Source organism: Arthrobacter sp. UYEF36 (assembly GCF_040547025.1).
Classification (GTDB): Bacteria; Actinomycetota; Actinomycetes; order Actinomycetales; family Micrococcaceae; genus Arthrobacter.
The window spans coordinates 77749-94549 of the sequence record NZ_JBEPOX010000007.1 but is presented as its reverse complement, the minus strand read 5'-3'; the positions used below and the strand labels follow the sequence as shown (position 1 = coordinate 94549).

The window sequence follows — 16801 nt, the reverse complement described above, 5'->3', positions numbered from 1 at the left end:
CCGGAAGCGCAGCGCTCGGCAGGAATCGCAGCGGAAAGTGGTGGAGAAGTGGTGCCGCGGGTTAGACCGTGGGTCCGCGGAAGCGGGAGAACCCCCGCCAGAGGCCGTAGATGGCCCCGCCGACGGTGGCTGCCTTGAGCCCCAAGGTGGCCGCGCGCCGTCCGGAGCGGAAATCGTAGACCGGCCAGTTGTTGTCGCGGGCATGGCGGCGGAGCCCGGCGTCGGGGTTGATGGCGACGGGGTGCCCCACCATGCTCAGCAGCGGGATGTCGTTGCGCGAGTCGCTGTACGCCCAGCACCGGGCCAGGTCCAGCCCCTCGGCCGCGGCCATCGCTTTGACGGCCACCGCCTTGGCCGGGCCGTGCAGGATCTCGCCGACCAGCCGGCCGGTGTAGGAACCGTCGAGGATTTCGCCCACCGTGCCGAGCGCGCCGGTGAGGCCCAGCCTGCTGGAGATCACCGTGGCCACCTCAATCGGCGTCGCCGTGACGAGCCAGACCCTGCGGCCCACGCGGAGGTGCTGCTCGGCCAGTGCCTTGGCCCCCGGCCAGATCCGGGATTCGATCATTTCGTCATAAACCTCTTCGCCGAGGGCCTCAATGTCCTCAACGGTGAAGCCGGAGGCCAGGCCCATGGCGGTGTCGCGGACAGCGTGGATGTCATCCATCTTCTCCCCGCGCAGCACGAACATGAGCTGCTTCCAGGCAATCCCGAGCGCCTGCGGAATCGTGAAGGCCCCGCGCTGGTGCATCTTGCGGGCGACGTGGAACAGGCTGGCGCCACGCATGAGGGTGTTGTCGACGTCGAAGAACGCTGCTTCGCCGTGCTGCGGCGCTGCAACAGGCTCGGTGACCACAGCGGCGTACTTCTCTTCGGGCATGCCCCGAGTCTAGCCAACGCCGGGGGCGGTTCCGGTCGCATCGGCCGCGGCGGCGGCACCGGACGTGTCGGGAGCGTCGACGCGGGCGCGGCGGCCGGGCTACCGTGGAGCCATGCCAAGCCCCGACGTCGTCCTCATCACCAAAGCTGACTGCCATCTGTGCTCGGCGGCACGCACCGCCGTCGGCCGCGTCACCCAGAGTCTCGGGATCGGCTGGCGCGAGCAGTCCGTCGACGACGACCCCGAACTGCGGGAGCGCTTTGCGGAGGAGATTCCCGTGGTCCTGGTGGACGGCATCCAGCGCGACTTCTGGAAGATCGACGAAGCCCGGCTGGAACGGACGCTGCGGCGGGTGTTGGGCCAGCAGGCCTGAGGCGCGGGGAGCCGTTGGAGACGGCTGCTTTGTTCGCTGAACTGCGGGGGCTCTAGAGTGGAACTCACAACGCGACTCAATGGAGCAGATAGTGACTTCGCTGGATTCATCCCCTGACGCGATGCCCGGGGGAGCAGGGACTGCAGCAAAGCAGATTCCGCCTGCGGCCGTGGCCCGGCTGACCATTTACCTGCGCGCCCTCACCACCCTGCTTGCCGAAGGAATTGACCGGGTCTCGTCCGAATCCCTCGCCGAGGCCTCAGGGGTCAGCTCGTCCACCCTCCGCAAAGACCTTTCCTATGTCGGCTCCTACGGGACGCGTGGGGTCGGCTACGAAGTGCAGTACCTCAACCGGCATATTGCCGCGGCGCTGGGCCTCACGCACGACTGGAAGGTCGCCATCGTCGGTGCCGGCAACCTGGGCAAGGCGTTGGCCCGGTACGGAGGATTCGAATCCCGGGGCTTCGATATTGTTGCGATCTTCGATGCGGACCAGATGGTGGTGGGCAGCGAGGTGGGCTGGCTGCGTGTCAGCGATGCCGCCGACCTCGAGCCGGTGCTGCAGCGGACCGGCGCCAACATGGTGGTGCTGGCCCTGCCGGCCGCCGTGGCGCAGGACGTCTGCGACCGGGTGATTGCCGCCGGTGTGCGGAGCATCCTCAGCTTCGCCCCGGTGATGCTGCAGGTGCCGCCCGGGGTCAACCTGCGCAAGGTGGACATGGCCACCGAACTCCAGATCCTCGCCTATCACGCACAAAGGGCGCAGGACCCGGAGGATGCCGACTAGTTTCAGTCGGCCCGTCCGGCTCCCGCGCCCGCTGCGCTGGTGCCTGGCGGCTTAGTAAGGCCCGCCCGGCTGACCGTAGGGGTTGGCGAACGGCTGGCGCTTGGTGAAGTACGGCGACGCGGCCGGCAGGTACAGCATCACAATGCCTGCGATGCCCAGGAGGACTGCCAGCGTGCCGAGGCTCAGCGGCAGGACGCTGAGGAGGGACAGGGCTGCGAAGACCGTCCCCAGGATCCGTGCCCAGTTCTTGCCCTTGCGCACGTTGAAGGCCACGAGCGCGTAGAGGCCGGCACCGATCACGGCGATGGCCACGAGGCTGCCGACCAGGAATCCCCTGAGGTCTTCGAACCTGACGTCCGCGCCGGCGGAGGCCATCTGATCCTCGAACTCGGCCCGCAGCTCAGGGGAGTCGACCATGCCGATCGCCAGCAGGGCGGACAGGACCCACAACACCCCGGACGCGACAATGAGCCAGAATGCCGTGTTAACGAGCTTGGGCATACCGGCCGTGGCCTGCGGCTGCTCGGAGGGGAACTGGGCGTAAGGAGACTGGCCGTACCCGGGCTGTCCGTACTGCGGACCCTGCTGGTTGTACGGGGGCTGGTTGTACTGCGGCGGGTTCTGGCCGTATTGGGGAGCCTGCGGGGCGTTCTGTCCGTACTGCGGAGCCTGCTGCCCGTACTGCGGTGCCGACGGGGCCTGGCCGTACTGGGGCACGGAGGGCGCCTGCTGCCCGTACTGCGGTGCGGACGGCGGCTGCTGGCCGTACTGGGGCGCGTTCTCTCCGTAGCGGGGAGGCGGCTGTTCGCCCGGCTCGGGGGAGTCCGGGTTCGACGGCGGGACTGGCGGGATGCTCATGGGCGTTCCTTTGCGTGGCGGTCTGGTCAGATACCGGAAACAGCTTCCTGCCCTGCCCCCAGCATGGTTTACTCCCACCGTACCGCGGGCTGGCGCCCCCGCGGATCATTCCGGAGAGGTATTCTCGCCGCGCGCCCGGGCATCCGATAGGGGCCGGTTCCACCACGAACGAAGTGTGCCCGGAAGCGGCTGGCGCGCAGCTCAGTCGCGGCTCAGGCGCGGCTCAGGCGCGGCCCCGCAGCGAGGCGAACCATGCCTGGGAATTGGGCAGCCACATCAGCACGGCGGCCACCAAACTGATGGTGAAGCTCGGCCAGCTGCCTGCTCCACGGCCGTCGGCCGCGCTGGTGTTGAGGATGGCCAGCAGCAGGGAAATGCCGGCGACGATCGTGAGGGCGAAGCGGGCCCACTCGTGGCCCTCCTTCATCTTCATGGCCAGGATGACCTGAGCCCCCGCGAGGGCCAGGGCCACCAGCACCAGCAGGAGCACCACAAATCCCAGGCCCGGGACGACGGCGAGGAGCACAAACGCCCCGAAGAGGCCCACAACCCCGCCCAGCAGGCCCAACAGTCCGCCGATGAGCCAGATCCAGTAGGCGACTTTGAGCTCGATTGGCAGCCAGGTGACCGCGAACATGTCGGAGACTCCGCCCCGGGGCATCATGTCGTTGAAGTCCCGCGGCCGGTCCGCGGGCATCTCAAAGCGGAATCTGCCCGACGGCTGCCCCGACGGTCCGCCCGGCACTTGGTTGCCCGGCGCCTGGCCCGGCACTTGGTTGCCCGGGGTCTGGTTGCCCGGCAGCCGGTTGTCCGGTGCTTGGTTGCCCGGGGCCTGGTTCCGTGGTGTCTGGTTCCGCGGGGGCTGGGCGCCCGGCTGCTGCGGCTGAGGTACCTCATTGGGGTTGCTCATGGCTCTCACTGTAGACCGCGGATGTGCCGGTATCGAGGGAACTTCGGCATGTTGCGGAGCATGTCGGGGCAACGTCAGCCGCAGCCTGTTCGCGCTCTGCGGGAGGTGCCTTCCGGAGATGCCATCCGAAGGTGGCTCCGCAGCAGGACAACCCCGGGACACCCCCCCCGGAATAAGCGGAACACCCAGCCTCGTCACATGGACGAAGCGGGGTGCCGGCGGCTGAAAGCCGCGGGTCCGGCCTGGTCCTGTGGACCAGGCCGGTCAAACATGTACTGACTAGGCTGCCGGAGCGATGAAGGCCAGTTCGAGGTTGACGGCAACCTTGTCGCTGACCAGCACGCCGCCGGCTTCGAGGACTGCGTTCCAGGTCAGGCCGAAGTCCTTGCGGCTGATCGTGGTCTCGGCGGACAGACCGGCGCGGGTCATACCAAACGGGTCGACGGCAACGCCGTTGAACTCGGTCTCGAGGGCCACCGGGCGGGTAACACCCTTGATGGTCAGGTCACCCTGGAGTTCGTAGCTGTCACCCTTGGGGACGATGCTGTGGGAGACGAAGGAGATTTCCGGGAACTTCTCGACGTCGAAGAAGTCTTCGCCGCGGACGTGGCCGTCGCGGTTGGCGTCGCCGGAGTCGAAGCTCGCGGTCTGGATCGTGGCGTTGACCTTGGAATCGGCCACGTTCTCGGCGAGGTCCAGGGTGGCCTCTGCATCCTTGAACTGACCGCGGACCTTGCTGATGCCTGCGTGGCGGACGGTGAACGCGATCTCGCTGTGCGAGTTGTCGAGGGTCCAGGTGCCGGTGGTGACGTTAGCGGGAAGTGCCATGGTGTTGCTCCTTGAGTCGGGTGGGCCGTGCGGTGGGTCTGATCGTCAGTTGAAGCTCCATTTGTTGAAGTCTCAACTAACTGCTTCACCCAGTATAAACATGCATTTGCATCTTTTATTCCAACTCCGGGGAACATTTCTGAAAACTCTTCAGTTCTACTTCTTGTAGAAGATTTCGTCATTGCCCCTGCCCTTTGAGAAACTGGTACACATGCCCCAAGCCACTGTTCATTTGCTCCGCCACGGCGAGGTCTACAATCCCGATGGCGTCCTGTACGGCAGGCTGCCCGAATTCCACCTCTCCGAGCTCGGCCAGGAGATGGCCCGGACGCTGGCGGCGCACTTCAGTGCACGGTCCGCGCAGGGGGCGAACATCGTCCACCTCGTCGCGTCGCCGCTGACCCGCGCGCAGGAGACGGCGCAGCCCATCTCCGAGGCGCTCAACCTCGCGATTACCACCGAGGACCGGATCATCGAGGCCGCCAACTACTTCGAGGGCATCCACGTCAACAAGGCCGAGATCTTCAAGCCGAAGCACTGGCCCATGCTGCGCAACCCGTTCCGGCCTTCCTGGGGCGAGCCCTACAAGGACCAGGCCGCCCGCGTCATCGCCGCAGTGCAGGACGCCCGGCTGCGCGCCATCGAGCTCGGCGGCGAGGGGGCCGAGGCCATCCTCGTCAGCCACCAGCTGCCCATCTGGGCCACCCGGCTCAGCGCCGAGGGCAAGCCGCTGTGGCATGATCCGCGCAAACGCGAATGCACCCTCACCTCAGTCACCTCCCTGGTGTTCGACGACGCCGGGAACCTCCTGCGGGTCGACTACAGCGAGCCTGCTGCCGCCCTTCTCCCCGGTGCCTCCAGCACCCCCGGAGCCTGAGCATGGCCGGTAACAACATGAACGCGTCACCGTTGTCCCGCCGCAGTGTCCTGACGGCGGGCGGTGCTGCCCTCGCCGTCGTGCTGGGTCTTTCCGGCTGCGCCCAGGAGGATGCGCTGGCCAAACAGGCCAAGGCCGGCGACAACAAGAACTACGTGGCCGGCGACGGTTCGGTGACGGAATTCGCCGCCGCGGACCGCAAGAGCGCCATCGCCATCGAGGGCACCCTCTTTGACGGCACCGAGGTGACGGCCGAGGCCTTCCAGGGCCAGGTGACCGTGCTCAACTTCTGGTTCGCGGCCTGCGCGCCTTGCCGGGTTGAGGCACCCTCGCTGGAGGCCCTGCACCAGGAGTTCAAGAGCCAGGGTGTGCAGTTCTTCGGGGTCAACCTCCGCGACGAGAAGGCCACGGCGGAAGCGTTCGACAAGACCTTCAACCTGACCTACCCGAGCTTCAATGACAAGGACGGCGCCGTGCTGCTGGCCGTGTCCGGACTGGTGCCCCCGGGAGCTGTGCCCACCACGCTCGTGCTCGACAAGCAGGGACGCGTGGCCTCCCGTGTCCTTGGCGAGATCCAAAAGGGCACCCTCAAGTCCCTCATCGCCGCTGCCGTGGCCGAGTAGCGGACGGGCCAGCCACCGTGAACAGCCCCTTCGCCGAAGCCATCCTGAGCGGTTCGCTGCTGCTTGCCATCCCCGTGGCCCTGCTCGCCGGATTCGTTTCCTTCCTCTCGCCCTGCGTGCTGCCCCTCGTGCCGGGGTACCTGGGCTACGTCACGGGGCTGACCGGCGTCGACCTCCAGAAGCAGAAGCGCGGCCGCATGCTGGCCGGCATCGGGCTCTTTGTCCTGGGCTTCTCGGTGATTTTTGTGCTGCTCGGCGGGGCATTCGGGCAGTTGGGGACACTGATCACCGGCTCGCAGAACGCCTGGATCACGCAGGTCCTGGGCATCCTGGTCATCATCATGGGTGTGGTGTTCATGGGCGGCTTCGGCTGGCTCCAGCGCGACGCCAAGATCCAGTCGAAGCCGCCGGCCGGGCTGTGGGGTGCGCCGCTGCTGGGCATCACCTTCGGGCTCGGCTGGGCCCCCTGCATCGGCCCGACCTATTCCGCGGTCCAGCTGCTGAGCCTCTCCGGCGGGTCCTCGGCCGCCAAGGGCGCGTTCCTGGCGTTCGTCTACAGCCTGGGCCTGGGCATCCCCTTCCTGCTGATCGCCCTGGCCGTGCGCCGCGGCATCGGCGTGATGTCCTTCTTCCGCAAGCACCGGCTCGCCATCCAGCGCATCGGCGGCGGCATCCTGGTGGGGCTGGGCCTGCTGATGGCCAGCGGCGTATGGGGAACGTGGGTTTCCGAGTTGCAGTACTGGTTCCAAACCGATGTGAAATTGCCGATCTGATGAGCGAGCGAGTGAACGTAGAGAAGAAGTCCCCGGCCCCCGGCACCAAGCCTGGCGCCAAGTCCGGCGGCAGCCCTGTGGCCGCCGCCAAGGCTGACGCTGTCCTTCCCACGCTTGGGCCGATGGGCATGCTCCGCTGGGCCTGGACCCAGCTGACCAGCATGCGCACCGCGCTGTTCCTGCTGCTGATGCTGGCGGTCGGCGCGGTTCCCGGTTCGCTGTTCCCGCAACGGCCCGCCAACCCCTCGATCGTCACGCAGTACATCAAGGACAACCCGGACTACGGCAAGATCCTCGACGCGCTCCAGCTCTACGACGTGTACTCCTCGGCCTGGTTCTCGGCGATCTACATCCTGCTGTTCATCTCGCTGATCGGCTGCGTGGTCCCGCGCGCCATCGCGCACTACAAGGCGATGCGCTCCCAGCCGCCGCGGACACCCGCACGGCTGTCCAGGCTGCCCGAATACGGCACCCTCGTGATTCCCGCCGACGCCGGGATCCCGGCGTCGCGCGCCATTACCGACGCCGCCGGGCTGCTGAAGAAGCGCGGCTACCGCGTCGACGTTCGCGACCGCGACGGCGCGCGGCCGTCAGTGGGTGCGGAGCGCGGCTTCCTGCGCGAAGTCGGCAACCTGGTCTTCCACACCTCGCTGATCGGGGTGCTCGTCTCGGTCGCGATCGGCGGGCTGTTCGGCTACAGCGGGCAGCGGATCCTCGTGGAGGGCGACACCTTCGTGAACACCCTCGTCGGCTACGACCAGTTCACCCCGGGCACTAACTTCCAAAGCAGCCAGCTGGAGCCGTATTCGGTGCAGCTGGACAAGTTCCAGATCACGTTCGACCGGGAGTCCCAGGGCAAGATCGGCCAGCCCATCGACTTCCAGGCCGACGTGACCACCAAGGACTCCCCGGACGCGCCCGCCCAGAAAGAGGTGCTGAAGGTCAACGACCCGCTCACCCTCGGCGGCACCAGCATGTACCTGACCGGCAACGGGTACGCCCCGGTCGTCACCATCCGCGACGGCGCCGGCAACATCGCCATGCAGGGGCCGGTGGTGGCCAAGCTGCAGGGCGACAACTACTACTCCTCCGCGGTCATCAAGGTCCCCGATGCCAAGCCGGAGCAGCTCGCGTTCGCCGGCTTCTTCCTGCCCACCGCGTTCGTCACCGAGGAAGGCGTGTCCTTCAGCGGCGACCCGGAGCTGTTCAACCCGCAGCTGACCCTGAACTCCTACTACGGCGACCTCGGCCTGGACGACGGCGCCCCGCAGAACGTCTTCGAACTCGACGTCAAGAAGCTCACACCGCTCAACGCCCGCAACCTCGACGCCGGAGGCATCACCCTCTCCCCGGGCGCCAGCTACACCCTCCCGGACGGCAAGGGCACCATCAGCTTCGACGGCGTGAAGCGCTATATCGGCGTGGACATCCACCACAACCCGGGCCAGCTCTACGCGCTGATCTTCGCGCTCTTGGCGGTGGCCGGCCTGGTCACCTCGCTGTACGTGAACCGCCGGCGCGTCTGGGTCCGCACCGGAACGCACGAGGACGGCCGCACCATGGTCGAATACGGGCTCCTGGCGCGCGGCGAGGACCACCGGCTGGCCGGCGAGGCAGTGGCGATCCGCAAGCTGCTCGCCGGGGCCTGGGATCTCGACGACGGCGGCTCCCAGTCGGCTCCCAGCAGGGGAGCGGATAATGACCGGGCGGAGACCACGCTGCCCGGTGCCGGTGCTGGGCACGTCTCCCCGGACCACCCCGCAGCAGACTTCATCCAGTCAACAGCAGGCTCTTCCGAGTCAAAGAAGGAACAGTAATGCTCCCCATCAACGAAACCATGGGCCAGTACAGCGAGTTGTTCATGCTCCTCGCGGCAGGCACCTACACGGTGGCGTTCATCGCCTTTGCGTGGGACCTGGCCAAGAGCAGCAAGACGCTGCGCGCGGTGGACCTCAAGGCCGCCGAGCTCTCCGGTGCCGCAGCCGCCCGCGTTCCGGTGGCCGCCGGCGTCGGGGCCTCCTCCTCGTCCGCCGCCGGTGCTGTTGACCGCGCCGACGGGGACGTGGCCGGGCCTGTTGGCCGGGCGGAGCGTCCGACGTCGTCCGTGGCGGGCGATTCCGCCGGAAACGCCACCGGCATCGGCCAGACCGCCGACGGTTCCATGCTCTACTCCGCCGAGCGCCGCGCCCCCGCCCGGGTCGCCGTCGCCCTGACGGTGCTCGGTGCCGCCATCCACGCGGCCGGTGTCATCACCAGGGCCATCGGCGCGGGCCGGGTGCCGTGGGGCAACATGTACGAGTTCCTCACCACCGGCGCGTTCGTGGCCGTGGCCGTCTTCCTGCTGGTCCTGATCCGGCGCGACCTGCGCTTCCTGGGCACCTTCGTGGTGGGCCTGTCGATCATCATGCTTGTGGCCGCCTCCGTCGCGTACTGGACGCCGGTGGGGCACCTCGTTCCCGCGCTGCAGAGCTACTGGCTGATCATCCACGTCTCGATCGCCGTGCTGTCCTCAGCGCTGTTCACCCTGACCTTCGCGATGTCGGCGCTGCAGCTGGTCCAGACGCACCGGCAGAAGACCATCGCGGCCGGGGGTGCCGACAAGCTGGGCTTCATGCGCCTCGTGCCGTCCGCGCTGAGCCTCGAGAACCTCTCCTACCGGATCAACGCCATCGCCTTTGTCGGCTGGACCTTCACCCTTATGTTCGGCGCTATCTGGGCCGAGAAGGCCTGGGGCCGGTTCTGGGGCTGGGACACCAAGGAAGTGTGGACCTTCGTGATCTGGGTGGTCTACGCCGGCTACCTGCACGCCCGCGCCACCCGCGGCTGGACCGGAACCCGCGCGGCCTGGCTGTCGATCGTCGGCTACCTCTGCGTGGTCTTCAACTTCACCATCGTGAACCAGTTCTTCAACGGCCTGCACTCCTACTCGGGGCTGTAGCCCGCTCGTCACTCTTCTTCACTCCTCCGCGATTCGCCACGAATGGCCGCTAAGCCACCCCGCTTAGCGGCCATTCGTGTCAGATGGGTGGCTGCGCTGGCCCACGCACTCCATCGATTCGCCACATATGGCCGCTATGAGGCACCGTTTAGCGGCCATTCGTGTCAGATGGACGGCCGAGCGCCTTGCTTAGCGGCCATTCGTGTCAGATGGACGGCCGAGCGCCTTGCTTAGCGGCCATTCGTGTCAGATGGGTGGCTGCGCCGGCCCACGCCCTCAATCGATTCGCCACATATGGCCGCTATGAGGCACCGTTTAGCGGCCATTCGTGTCAGATGGACGGCCGAGCGCCCTGCTTGGCGGCCATTCGTGTCAGATGGGTGGCTGCGCCGGCCCACGCACTCCATCGATTCGCCACATATGGCCGCTATGCCATGCAGTGCCGCGCCCATTCGCCACATATCGCCCCAATGACGCCCTGCTTAGCGGCCATTCGTGTCAGATGGGTGACTGGGCGTACTTGCTTAGCGGCCATTCGCGTCAGCTGGGTGGCCGGCCCGCGTACTGCGAGGGCGCTGCGGACTCGGACTTGGACTCCGGACCGGTGCCGGGGTCCAGCCTCGCTCCGTCAGGGCAGCGCGCACCCGGGTCACGGCAGTCGGCGTCATGCCGGGTGCAATCGGGTCCAGGTCCCGCTGCGTCAAGACGACGACGCGCCATCCGGCATCCCGGGCGTTCTCGTCTCGAAAGATGTCGCTGCGACGCTGTGCCGGACTGGCGTGATGCGCGCCGTCGTACTGGATCGCGACCTTTTCCCGCTCATAGGACAGGTCCGGGTCCTCGATCCACGCGCCGGTCTCGTCGAAAACCGGGACGTTGATTCCGGGCTCCGGCAGACCATGGCGAATCAGGAGCAGGCGGAGTTCGGTCTCTTTGGGCGAGTCCGTGTTGGCGCGCATCAGAGCCCGCGCTCGCATGGCACGCCGGTAGCCTGGCCTGCCCGGTTTCCCGGCGAGGAAGGTGTCCAGGGCGTCGACCGTGGTCAGCGGGTTTCGCCGGCGCAGCAGGAAGTCGCCGGCATTCACAAGATCATCGAGGCCCAGGAGGCAGGCGAGGTCGAACCACGTCCGCAGTGGGGAGGTGCAACTCACCCAAACCCCGGCCACGATCTCATCCGGTTTGAGTGACTGCTGATGCCCCACGACATCCTTGTACCGCACGGCCCGCCTGGCCGGATCGCTCGTCAGATGGACGACAGCATGGTTCGCCACTGCGATCGGCAGAGGAAAGCCCCACAGGACTGCTGCCGACAGGTGACTCACGACAGCACCGGTCACAGCCGTTAGGGCCCGTAAACGCTCCAAGGAGGTGTCCTGGGTGGTGGCCGGGGCGCGCACTCCGTGGCAGGGGTTGACGAGATCCCGAGCCCGGGTCCGACGTCGGCTCAGCCCGGCGGCGCGGGCCTCGGCCACGGTGAAGGGCTGGTTTCGAAGCTGCAGCGGAAGCTCGCTGGGAGGGCGCATACGAGCATTCTGCGCGCGTCAGGAAGGGGCTCGGAGGTTATCCACAGTGTGGAGGAGGAGTGGGCCTTGTGAGCGGCGATGGTGCAGGGAGGACGAGTACTACTTGACCTCGTCGGTGCCCTGCGCGTCGCCGCTGCCGCGGGCGTCGCCGGATTCGGAGTCGTGGCTCCCGGGAGTGCCCTTGCCGTCGCCGGTTTTGGGCTCCTTGGCGTCCAGCTCGTCCTTGAGCTTCTTGAGCCGGTCGGCTTCGGCCTGCTTGCGGCGGCGGAGTTCGAGGTTGCGCAGGAAGTCCGGGTCGTCGTCGGGCGCGACGGGGTGGCTGTAATTGGTGCGCACCGGGCTGGTCCCGCGCGGACGGCCAATGAGGAACCACAGGATCGCGCCGATCACCGGAAGGACGATCTGCACCACAATCCAGGCCGGCTTCGAAATGCCTTTGGTCTGGCGCGGGTCAGTGCGGATCACGTCGACGAGTCCGTAGACGAACACGACGAGAACGGCGACAACAACCACTACACGGAGCATGTACTCAGTCTAGCCTCCGGGGGAGTGTCCGGCTTCTACTGATCGCTGGTCCGGGCGGGAACCCTGCACCAACCGGATGAACGCTGCCGCAGCACCGCCCCGCCGCAGCGCCGCTGCGCCGCCCCACCGCCCCACCGCCCCGCCGCAGCGCCGCAGCGCCGCAACACCGCCCTGCCGCCCCACCGCAGCGCCGCAGGTGGCTCCGCGGAGGGCCGGCACCGGCCTCGGTGGGCCGGGGGTGCCGCCGGCGGCTAAACTTGGAGAGTGGCTTTCCTGAAATACTCCCTGATCCGCCTGGCCCTCTTCGTGCCGTTGTTCGCGCTGTTCGTTTACCTCGAGCTCGGGTGGCTGCTGGCCGTCCTTTGCGCGGGAATGATGGCCTTCGCGATCAGCTTCCTCTTCTTCCAGAAGCAGCGCGACGCCGCCGCCGCCTCGCTCCACCAGCGGTTCTCCGGCAAGGCCAAGCCGCTGCGCAGCGCCGGGGAAGTGGACGACGCCGACGCCGAGGACCGCCTGGTCGACGCGCACCCGGACATCACCGTCAACAAGGACAACCGCCCGAAGGACGCTTAGCCCTCCTGGTCGACGGCGGACATGTCGCCGACGCCAGGCGTGCCCTCGGCGAGCGCGTAGCGCTGCAGCACCGCACCCTTCGGCGACGCAACGACCGGCTCGATGAGTCTGAGGTTCGTCGGAACCACCCCGTCGGCGAAGACTTTCTTTCCCCCGCCGAGGAGGATCGGATACACCCACAGGTTGAGCCGGTCGAAGAGCCGCTCGGCGAACAGGGTCTGCACGAAGTTGAGGCTGCCGATGACGTGGATGTTCTCGTGCCTGTCGCGCAGTTCCCGCACGGCGGCGACGACATCAGGGCCGAGCAGGGTGGAGTTGGCCCACTCGAGGGCCGGCGTCTGGCGCGAGGCCACATATTTGGGGAGGCGGTTGAAGAGCCGCGCGATGTCCCCGTCCGCGTGCGGCCAGTATGAGGCGAAGATGTCGTAGGTCCGGCGCCCAAGCAGCAGCGCGTCCATCCCCGCCATCCCGGCGTCGATCTGCCCGCCGACCACTTCGTCCAGGAGCGGAGCCTGCCAGCCGCCAAACGCGAAGCCGCCGTCAGGGTCCTCGTTCGGTCCGCCGGGCGCCTGCGCGACGCCGTCGAGCGTGGTGAACAGGTCGATATGGATGAGTCCCATGCCGTGCTCTTTCCTCTGCCGCCCGTCGTCGTCCCGGCGACGGGATCACTTCGAGGCTGTCACACGGTCCCCCAGCGAGGCAACGGGTATTTGCGCCCCTTAGAACCCGTGGCTCAGCACCAGGCCCAGGGAGAACAGCACCGCGTAGCCGAGGTTGATCAGCCCCGTCTGCTTGAGCACCGGAATCAGGCTCTTGCGGCGCCGCCCGGCGATCATCAGCCAGGACGGCATCAGGCTGGCCGGGATCAGCAGCAGCACAATCAGCATCCACGGCCGGCTCGGCGCCAGCACAACCGGCAGCAGGATCGCGACGGCGAGCATCAGCACATAGCTTTCCCGGGCATGCTTGTCGCCGAGCCGCACGGCCAGGGTCTTCTTCCCGGCCTTACGGTCGGTGGGGATGTCGCGGACGTTGTTGGCCATAAGCAGAGCGCAGGCGATGAGGCCGGTGCCGATGGCGCCGATGATGGCGGCGAGGCTGATTTGGCCGGCCTGCGTGTAGGTCGTTCCGAGGGTGGCGACCAGGCCGAAGAACACAAAGACGAACAAGTCGCCGAGGCCCATGTAGCCGTAGGGGTTCTTCCCGCCCGTGTAGCCCCAGGCGGCGAGGACGCAGCCCAGGCCCACCAGGATCAGCCACCACGTCTGCGAGAGGATGACCAGGGCCAGGCCAAACACCATCGCCAGCCCGAACGCGGCGAACGCGGCGTACTTGACGTGCTCGGGCTTCGCGGCGCCGGAGCCCACCAGCCGGAGCGGGCCCACCCGGTCCTCGTCGGTGCCGCGGATGCCGTCCGAGTAGTCATTGGCGTAGTTCACGCCGATCTGCAGCAGCAGTGCCACGAGCGCGGCCAGCACGGCATGGAGCGGAAGGAATGCGTCCATCTCGTACGCGGCCGCCGTGCCGATCAGGACAGGCGCGATCGCGGCCGGCAGGGTGCGCAGTCGGGCGCCTTGGATCCATTGAGCGGCTGTTGCCACGTTCAGTACCTCGTGTTGGTTCGGCTAAACCGGGAGTGCCCGGCTTATCTATTTTCCCTGATGCAGCTCGGTGAGCCGAACCGTCATCGCCAGGCGGTCCGGCTTCCCGTTCGGCAGCATCAGCAGTCCACCGGCGGCCAGCACCGTTTTCGGGGCCAGCGTGCCCAACGCCGGTGCCCAGGGCGCGCCCGCGGTGAAGTCCCGGATGCCTTCGTCTGAGCTATCGGCCAGGGCCACATAGGCGGCGAGGGCTTGGCCCCACTCGGCGGAGGGGACCCCTGCGACAAAGGCGGCCAGCACGCCGTCGAGCTTCTCCAGCTCCGCCTGCACGTGCGCGGCGGAGACCTTCACGCCGCCGGTGATGACGACGTCGTCGGCCCGGCCCAGGACGGTCAGCTTACCGGTGGCGTCGATGGAACCGAGGTCGCTGGTGCGGTACCAGCGGACGCCGTCCTCCTCGAAGAAGGCGTCGGCCGTGTGCCCGGGGTCGCCGAGGTAGCCGGCGGCCAGCGTGGCGCCGCCCAGCAGTATCCTGCCGTCGCCGTCCACCCGGGCCAGCACGTCCTCGAGCGGGAAGCCGTCGTAGACGCAGCCGCCGCAGGTCTCCGCGGAGCCGTAGGTGGTGATCACACGGGCACCGGCGTCGCGGGCCGCAGCGAGCAGTTCCGGCGAGGCCGGGCCGCCGCCGAGCAGGATGCCGTTGAAGCGGCGCAGCACGGCCAGGGTTTCGGCCGACGGCGAGTCCAGCAACCGCTGCAGCTGGGTGGGCACCAGCGAGGTGAAGCGGATCTTGTCCGTGAGCTCCAGCGCGGCGGCGGTGAACGCTTCCGGGGTGAAGCCGCCGCTGAGGTCCATGGCCCAGGGCCGGGTGCCGGCGAACAGCGAGCGCACCAGGACCTGCACCCCGGCCACATACTGCATGGGCAGCGCGAGCAGCCACTGGCCCTCGCCCTTAAGCGCGAAGGCGGTTGCCACGGAGGAGGCCGCCAGGGCGTCCACGGTGAGGACCGTCGCTTTGGGCGTGCCAGTGGAGCCGGAAGTCCGCACGACGACGGCGGCGTCCTCATAGCCCGGCGTTTCCACGGCGGAGACCACAACGCTCCCGTCGGTGCCGGCGGACAGTTCGACGGCGGGACCCTCACCGTGCAGGGCGTCCGCCAGTGCCTTAAGCGCGGGCTCGATGTTCGGGGGTTGGGAAGTCACAGCTCCGGAAGTCATTGGGCCGCCTTAGAAGTAGTACGGGAAGCCGGACCAGTCCGGATCGCGCTTTTCGAGGAAGGCTTCCTTGCCTTCCACGGCCTCGTCCGTCATGTACGCCAGCCGGGTGGCCTCGCCGGCGAAGACCTGCTGGCCGGCCAGGCCGTCGTCGGCCAGGTTGAAGGCGAACTTGAGCATCCGGAGGGCCTGCGGGGACTGCCGGGCGATGTCGGCGGCGTATTCCAGCGCCACGTCCTCGAGCCGCTCATGGTCCACGGCCTCGTTCACGGCACCCATCCGGACCATGTCCTCGGCCGAGTATTCGCGGGCCAGGAAGAAGATCTCGCGGGCGGCCTTCTGGCCGATCTGGCGGGCCAGCAGCGCGGAGCCGTAGCCGGCGTCGAAACTGCCGACGGTGGCGTCGGTCTGCTTGAACTTGCCGTGCTGGCGGGAGGCGATGGTCAGGTCGGAGACGACGTGCAGCGAGTGCCCGCCGCCGGCGGCCCAGCCGTTCACGACGGCGATGACCACCTTGGGCATGGTGCGCATGAGCCGCTGGACTTCCAGGATGTGGAGCCGGCCGGCGCGGGCGGGGTCGATGGTCTCGGTCGTTTCACCGTCTGCGTACCGGTACCCGTCGCGGCCGCGGATCCGCTGGTCCCCGCCGGAGCAGAACGAGTGTCCGCCGTCTTTGGCGGAGGGGCCGTTGCCGGTGAGCAGCACCGTGGCCACGTCCGGGGTCATCCGGGCGTGGTCCATGGCGCGGTACAGCTCGTCCACGGTGCCGGGGCGGAAGGCGTTGCGCACCTCGGGCCGGTTGAAGGCGATGCGCACGGTCGGGAGGTCCCGGACCACCGTGCCGTCGTCGGCACGCTCCACCTGCCGGTGGTAGGTCATGTCCTGGAAGTCGTCGAAGCCGGACACAGTGCGCCAGCGGGTGGGGTCAAAGACGTCGGACACCTTGGCGGGGATTTCGTTGCTCACAGTCCGAGTCTAGTAATGGGCATCAGCTGATGCAGAACTCGTTGCCTTCCGGGTCCGCCATGGTGTGCCAGGAATGTGGCCCCTGGCTGGCGGTCCAGAGGAACGTGGCGCCGCGGGCCTCAAGGACGGCGCGCGCCGCGTCCTTGTCCGCACCGGCCAGGTTGACGTCCCAGTGGATCCGGTTCTTGATGGTCTTCTCCTCCGGGACGGTCTGGAAGAGGATGCGGCGGGCGGGCGGCTTGGCGTCGAGTTCCTCGGGCGGGCGGATGGCGGCCCCGGCACCCCACACGAGCTTCCCGTGGTGCCGCGTGGTTTCCGCCTCCGCGGCGAAGCCCTGCGCGATCATGGAACGGATGAAGTCCTCGTCCTGCGGCTCCACGGCCCACTCGAGTGTTTCGGCCCACCAGTCGGCGAGCGCTTGCGGGTCCCGGCAGTCGACGGCGATCTGGATGTTCAGTGTCATGGGAAGAAACTACGACGTCGGCGCGCGCGGCGGTAGGTCCCCAAGGCAACGCGGGGTCACCTAGCGCCCATAAAAGACCCCGGAATGG

General features: G+C 67.9%; 19 protein-coding genes. 8 read left to right on the top strand and 11 right to left on the bottom strand.

The window, feature by feature from the left end:
* Window positions 1-61: 61 nt before the first annotated feature.
* Window positions 62-880 carry an HAD family hydrolase gene (locus ABIB29_RS11995; RefSeq protein ID WP_354173031.1) on the bottom strand — a complete coding sequence of 273 codons (819 nt, stop codon included), beginning with the start codon at window positions 878-880 and terminating at the stop codon, window positions 62-64.
* A gap of 112 nt (window positions 881-992) precedes the next feature.
* Here ABIB29_RS11995 and ABIB29_RS11990 point away from each other — a divergent pair, with 112 nt between their 5' ends.
* Both ABIB29_RS11990 and ABIB29_RS11985 read left to right on the top strand, forming a co-directional pair.
* A complete protein-coding gene (locus tag ABIB29_RS11990) occupies window positions 993-1253 on the top strand; it encodes a glutaredoxin family protein (RefSeq protein ID WP_354173030.1) in 261 nt (86 codons plus the stop codon).
* Between the two features lie 91 nt (window positions 1254-1344).
* A complete protein-coding gene (locus tag ABIB29_RS11985; RefSeq protein ID WP_354173029.1) occupies window positions 1345-2040 on the top strand; it encodes a redox-sensing transcriptional repressor Rex in 696 nt (231 codons plus the stop codon).
* 51 nt (window positions 2041-2091) lie between these two features.
* On the opposite strand, the gene ABIB29_RS11980 is transcribed toward ABIB29_RS11985, so the two are convergent.
* From ABIB29_RS11980 to ABIB29_RS11970, 3 genes are all read right to left on the bottom strand, one after another.
* A complete protein-coding gene (locus ABIB29_RS11980) occupies window positions 2092-2898 on the bottom strand; it encodes an MlaD family protein (RefSeq protein WP_354173028.1) in 807 nt (268 codons plus the stop codon).
* Between the two features lie 223 nt (window positions 2899-3121).
* Window positions 3122-3808, bottom strand: a complete 687-nt coding sequence (locus ABIB29_RS11975; RefSeq protein ID WP_354173027.1) for a hypothetical protein — start codon at window positions 3806-3808, stop codon at window positions 3122-3124.
* A 279-nt stretch (window positions 3809-4087) separates the two neighbouring features.
* Window positions 4088-4636: a YceI family protein gene (locus ABIB29_RS11970; protein ID WP_354173026.1), complete on the bottom strand. Its 549-nt coding sequence runs from the start codon at window positions 4634-4636 to the stop codon at window positions 4088-4090.
* Window positions 4637-4847: 211 nt separating this feature from the next.
* Here ABIB29_RS11970 and ABIB29_RS11965 point away from each other — a divergent pair, with 211 nt between their 5' ends.
* From ABIB29_RS11965 to ccsB, 5 genes are read left to right on the top strand one after another with little or no spacing between them, the layout of a single operon-like run.
* Complete coding sequence (locus tag ABIB29_RS11965; RefSeq protein ID WP_354173025.1) at window positions 4848-5513, top strand: histidine phosphatase family protein; 666 nt, start codon at window positions 4848-4850, stop codon at window positions 5511-5513.
* A 2-nt stretch (window positions 5514-5515) separates the two neighbouring features.
* Window positions 5516-6136 (top strand): TlpA family protein disulfide reductase, encoded by a 621-nt coding sequence (locus ABIB29_RS11960; protein ID WP_354173024.1) that lies wholly within the window; start codon window positions 5516-5518, stop codon window positions 6134-6136.
* Between the two features lie 17 nt (window positions 6137-6153).
* On the top strand, window positions 6154-6909 hold the full coding sequence (locus ABIB29_RS11955) for a cytochrome c biogenesis CcdA family protein (protein WP_354173023.1): 756 nt from the start codon (window positions 6154-6156) through the stop codon (window positions 6907-6909).
* The gene (gene resB / locus ABIB29_RS11950; RefSeq protein WP_354173022.1) at window positions 6909-8726 is read left to right on the top strand and encodes a cytochrome c biogenesis protein ResB; all 1818 of its coding nucleotides are present in this window, start codon (window positions 6909-6911) and stop codon (window positions 8724-8726) included. The genes ABIB29_RS11955 and resB overlap by 1 nt, the downstream gene beginning before the upstream one ends.
* Window positions 8726-9847 carry a c-type cytochrome biogenesis protein CcsB gene (gene ccsB / locus ABIB29_RS11945; RefSeq protein ID WP_354173021.1) on the top strand — a complete coding sequence of 374 codons (1122 nt, stop codon included), beginning with the start codon at window positions 8726-8728 and terminating at the stop codon, window positions 9845-9847. The genes resB and ccsB overlap by 1 nt, the downstream gene beginning before the upstream one ends.
* Window positions 9848-10371: 524 nt before the next feature.
* On the opposite strand, the gene ABIB29_RS11940 is transcribed toward ccsB, so the two are convergent.
* Entirely contained in the window at window positions 10372-11370 is a 999-nt protein-coding gene (locus ABIB29_RS11940) for a hypothetical protein (RefSeq protein ID WP_354173020.1), read from the bottom strand.
* A gap of 99 nt (window positions 11371-11469) precedes the next feature.
* A complete protein-coding gene (locus ABIB29_RS11935; protein ID WP_354173019.1) occupies window positions 11470-11895 on the bottom strand; it encodes a PLD nuclease N-terminal domain-containing protein in 426 nt (141 codons plus the stop codon).
* Between the two features lie 264 nt (window positions 11896-12159).
* Between ABIB29_RS11935 and ABIB29_RS11930 the strand changes: the two genes are divergently transcribed.
* Entirely contained in the window at window positions 12160-12468 is a 309-nt protein-coding gene (locus ABIB29_RS11930) for a DUF4229 domain-containing protein (protein WP_354173018.1), read from the top strand.
* On the opposite strand, the gene ABIB29_RS11925 is transcribed toward ABIB29_RS11930, so the two are convergent.
* The 5 genes from ABIB29_RS11925 to ABIB29_RS11905 form a co-directional block, all read right to left on the bottom strand.
* The gene (locus ABIB29_RS11925) at window positions 12465-13088 is read right to left on the bottom strand and encodes a dihydrofolate reductase family protein (RefSeq protein WP_354173017.1); all 624 of its coding nucleotides are present in this window, start codon (window positions 13086-13088) and stop codon (window positions 12465-12467) included. The two genes, ABIB29_RS11930 and ABIB29_RS11925, sit on opposite strands and share 4 nt — an antisense overlap.
* Window positions 13089-13187: 99 nt before the next feature.
* Window positions 13188-14069 (bottom strand): 1,4-dihydroxy-2-naphthoate polyprenyltransferase, encoded by an 882-nt coding sequence (locus tag ABIB29_RS11920; RefSeq protein ID WP_354173016.1) that lies wholly within the window; start codon window positions 14067-14069, stop codon window positions 13188-13190.
* 48 nt (window positions 14070-14117) lie between these two features.
* On the bottom strand, window positions 14118-15287 hold the full coding sequence (locus tag ABIB29_RS11915; protein WP_354173015.1) for an AMP-binding protein: 1170 nt from the start codon (window positions 15285-15287) through the stop codon (window positions 14118-14120).
* Between the two features lie 9 nt (window positions 15288-15296).
* Window positions 15297-16250 (bottom strand): 1,4-dihydroxy-2-naphthoyl-CoA synthase, encoded by a 954-nt coding sequence (locus ABIB29_RS11910; RefSeq protein WP_354173014.1) that lies wholly within the window; start codon window positions 16248-16250, stop codon window positions 15297-15299.
* A 22-nt stretch (window positions 16251-16272) separates the two neighbouring features.
* The gene (locus ABIB29_RS11905; protein WP_354173013.1) at window positions 16273-16713 is read right to left on the bottom strand and encodes a VOC family protein; all 441 of its coding nucleotides are present in this window, start codon (window positions 16711-16713) and stop codon (window positions 16273-16275) included.
* Between the last annotated feature and the right edge of the window lie 88 nt (window positions 16714-16801).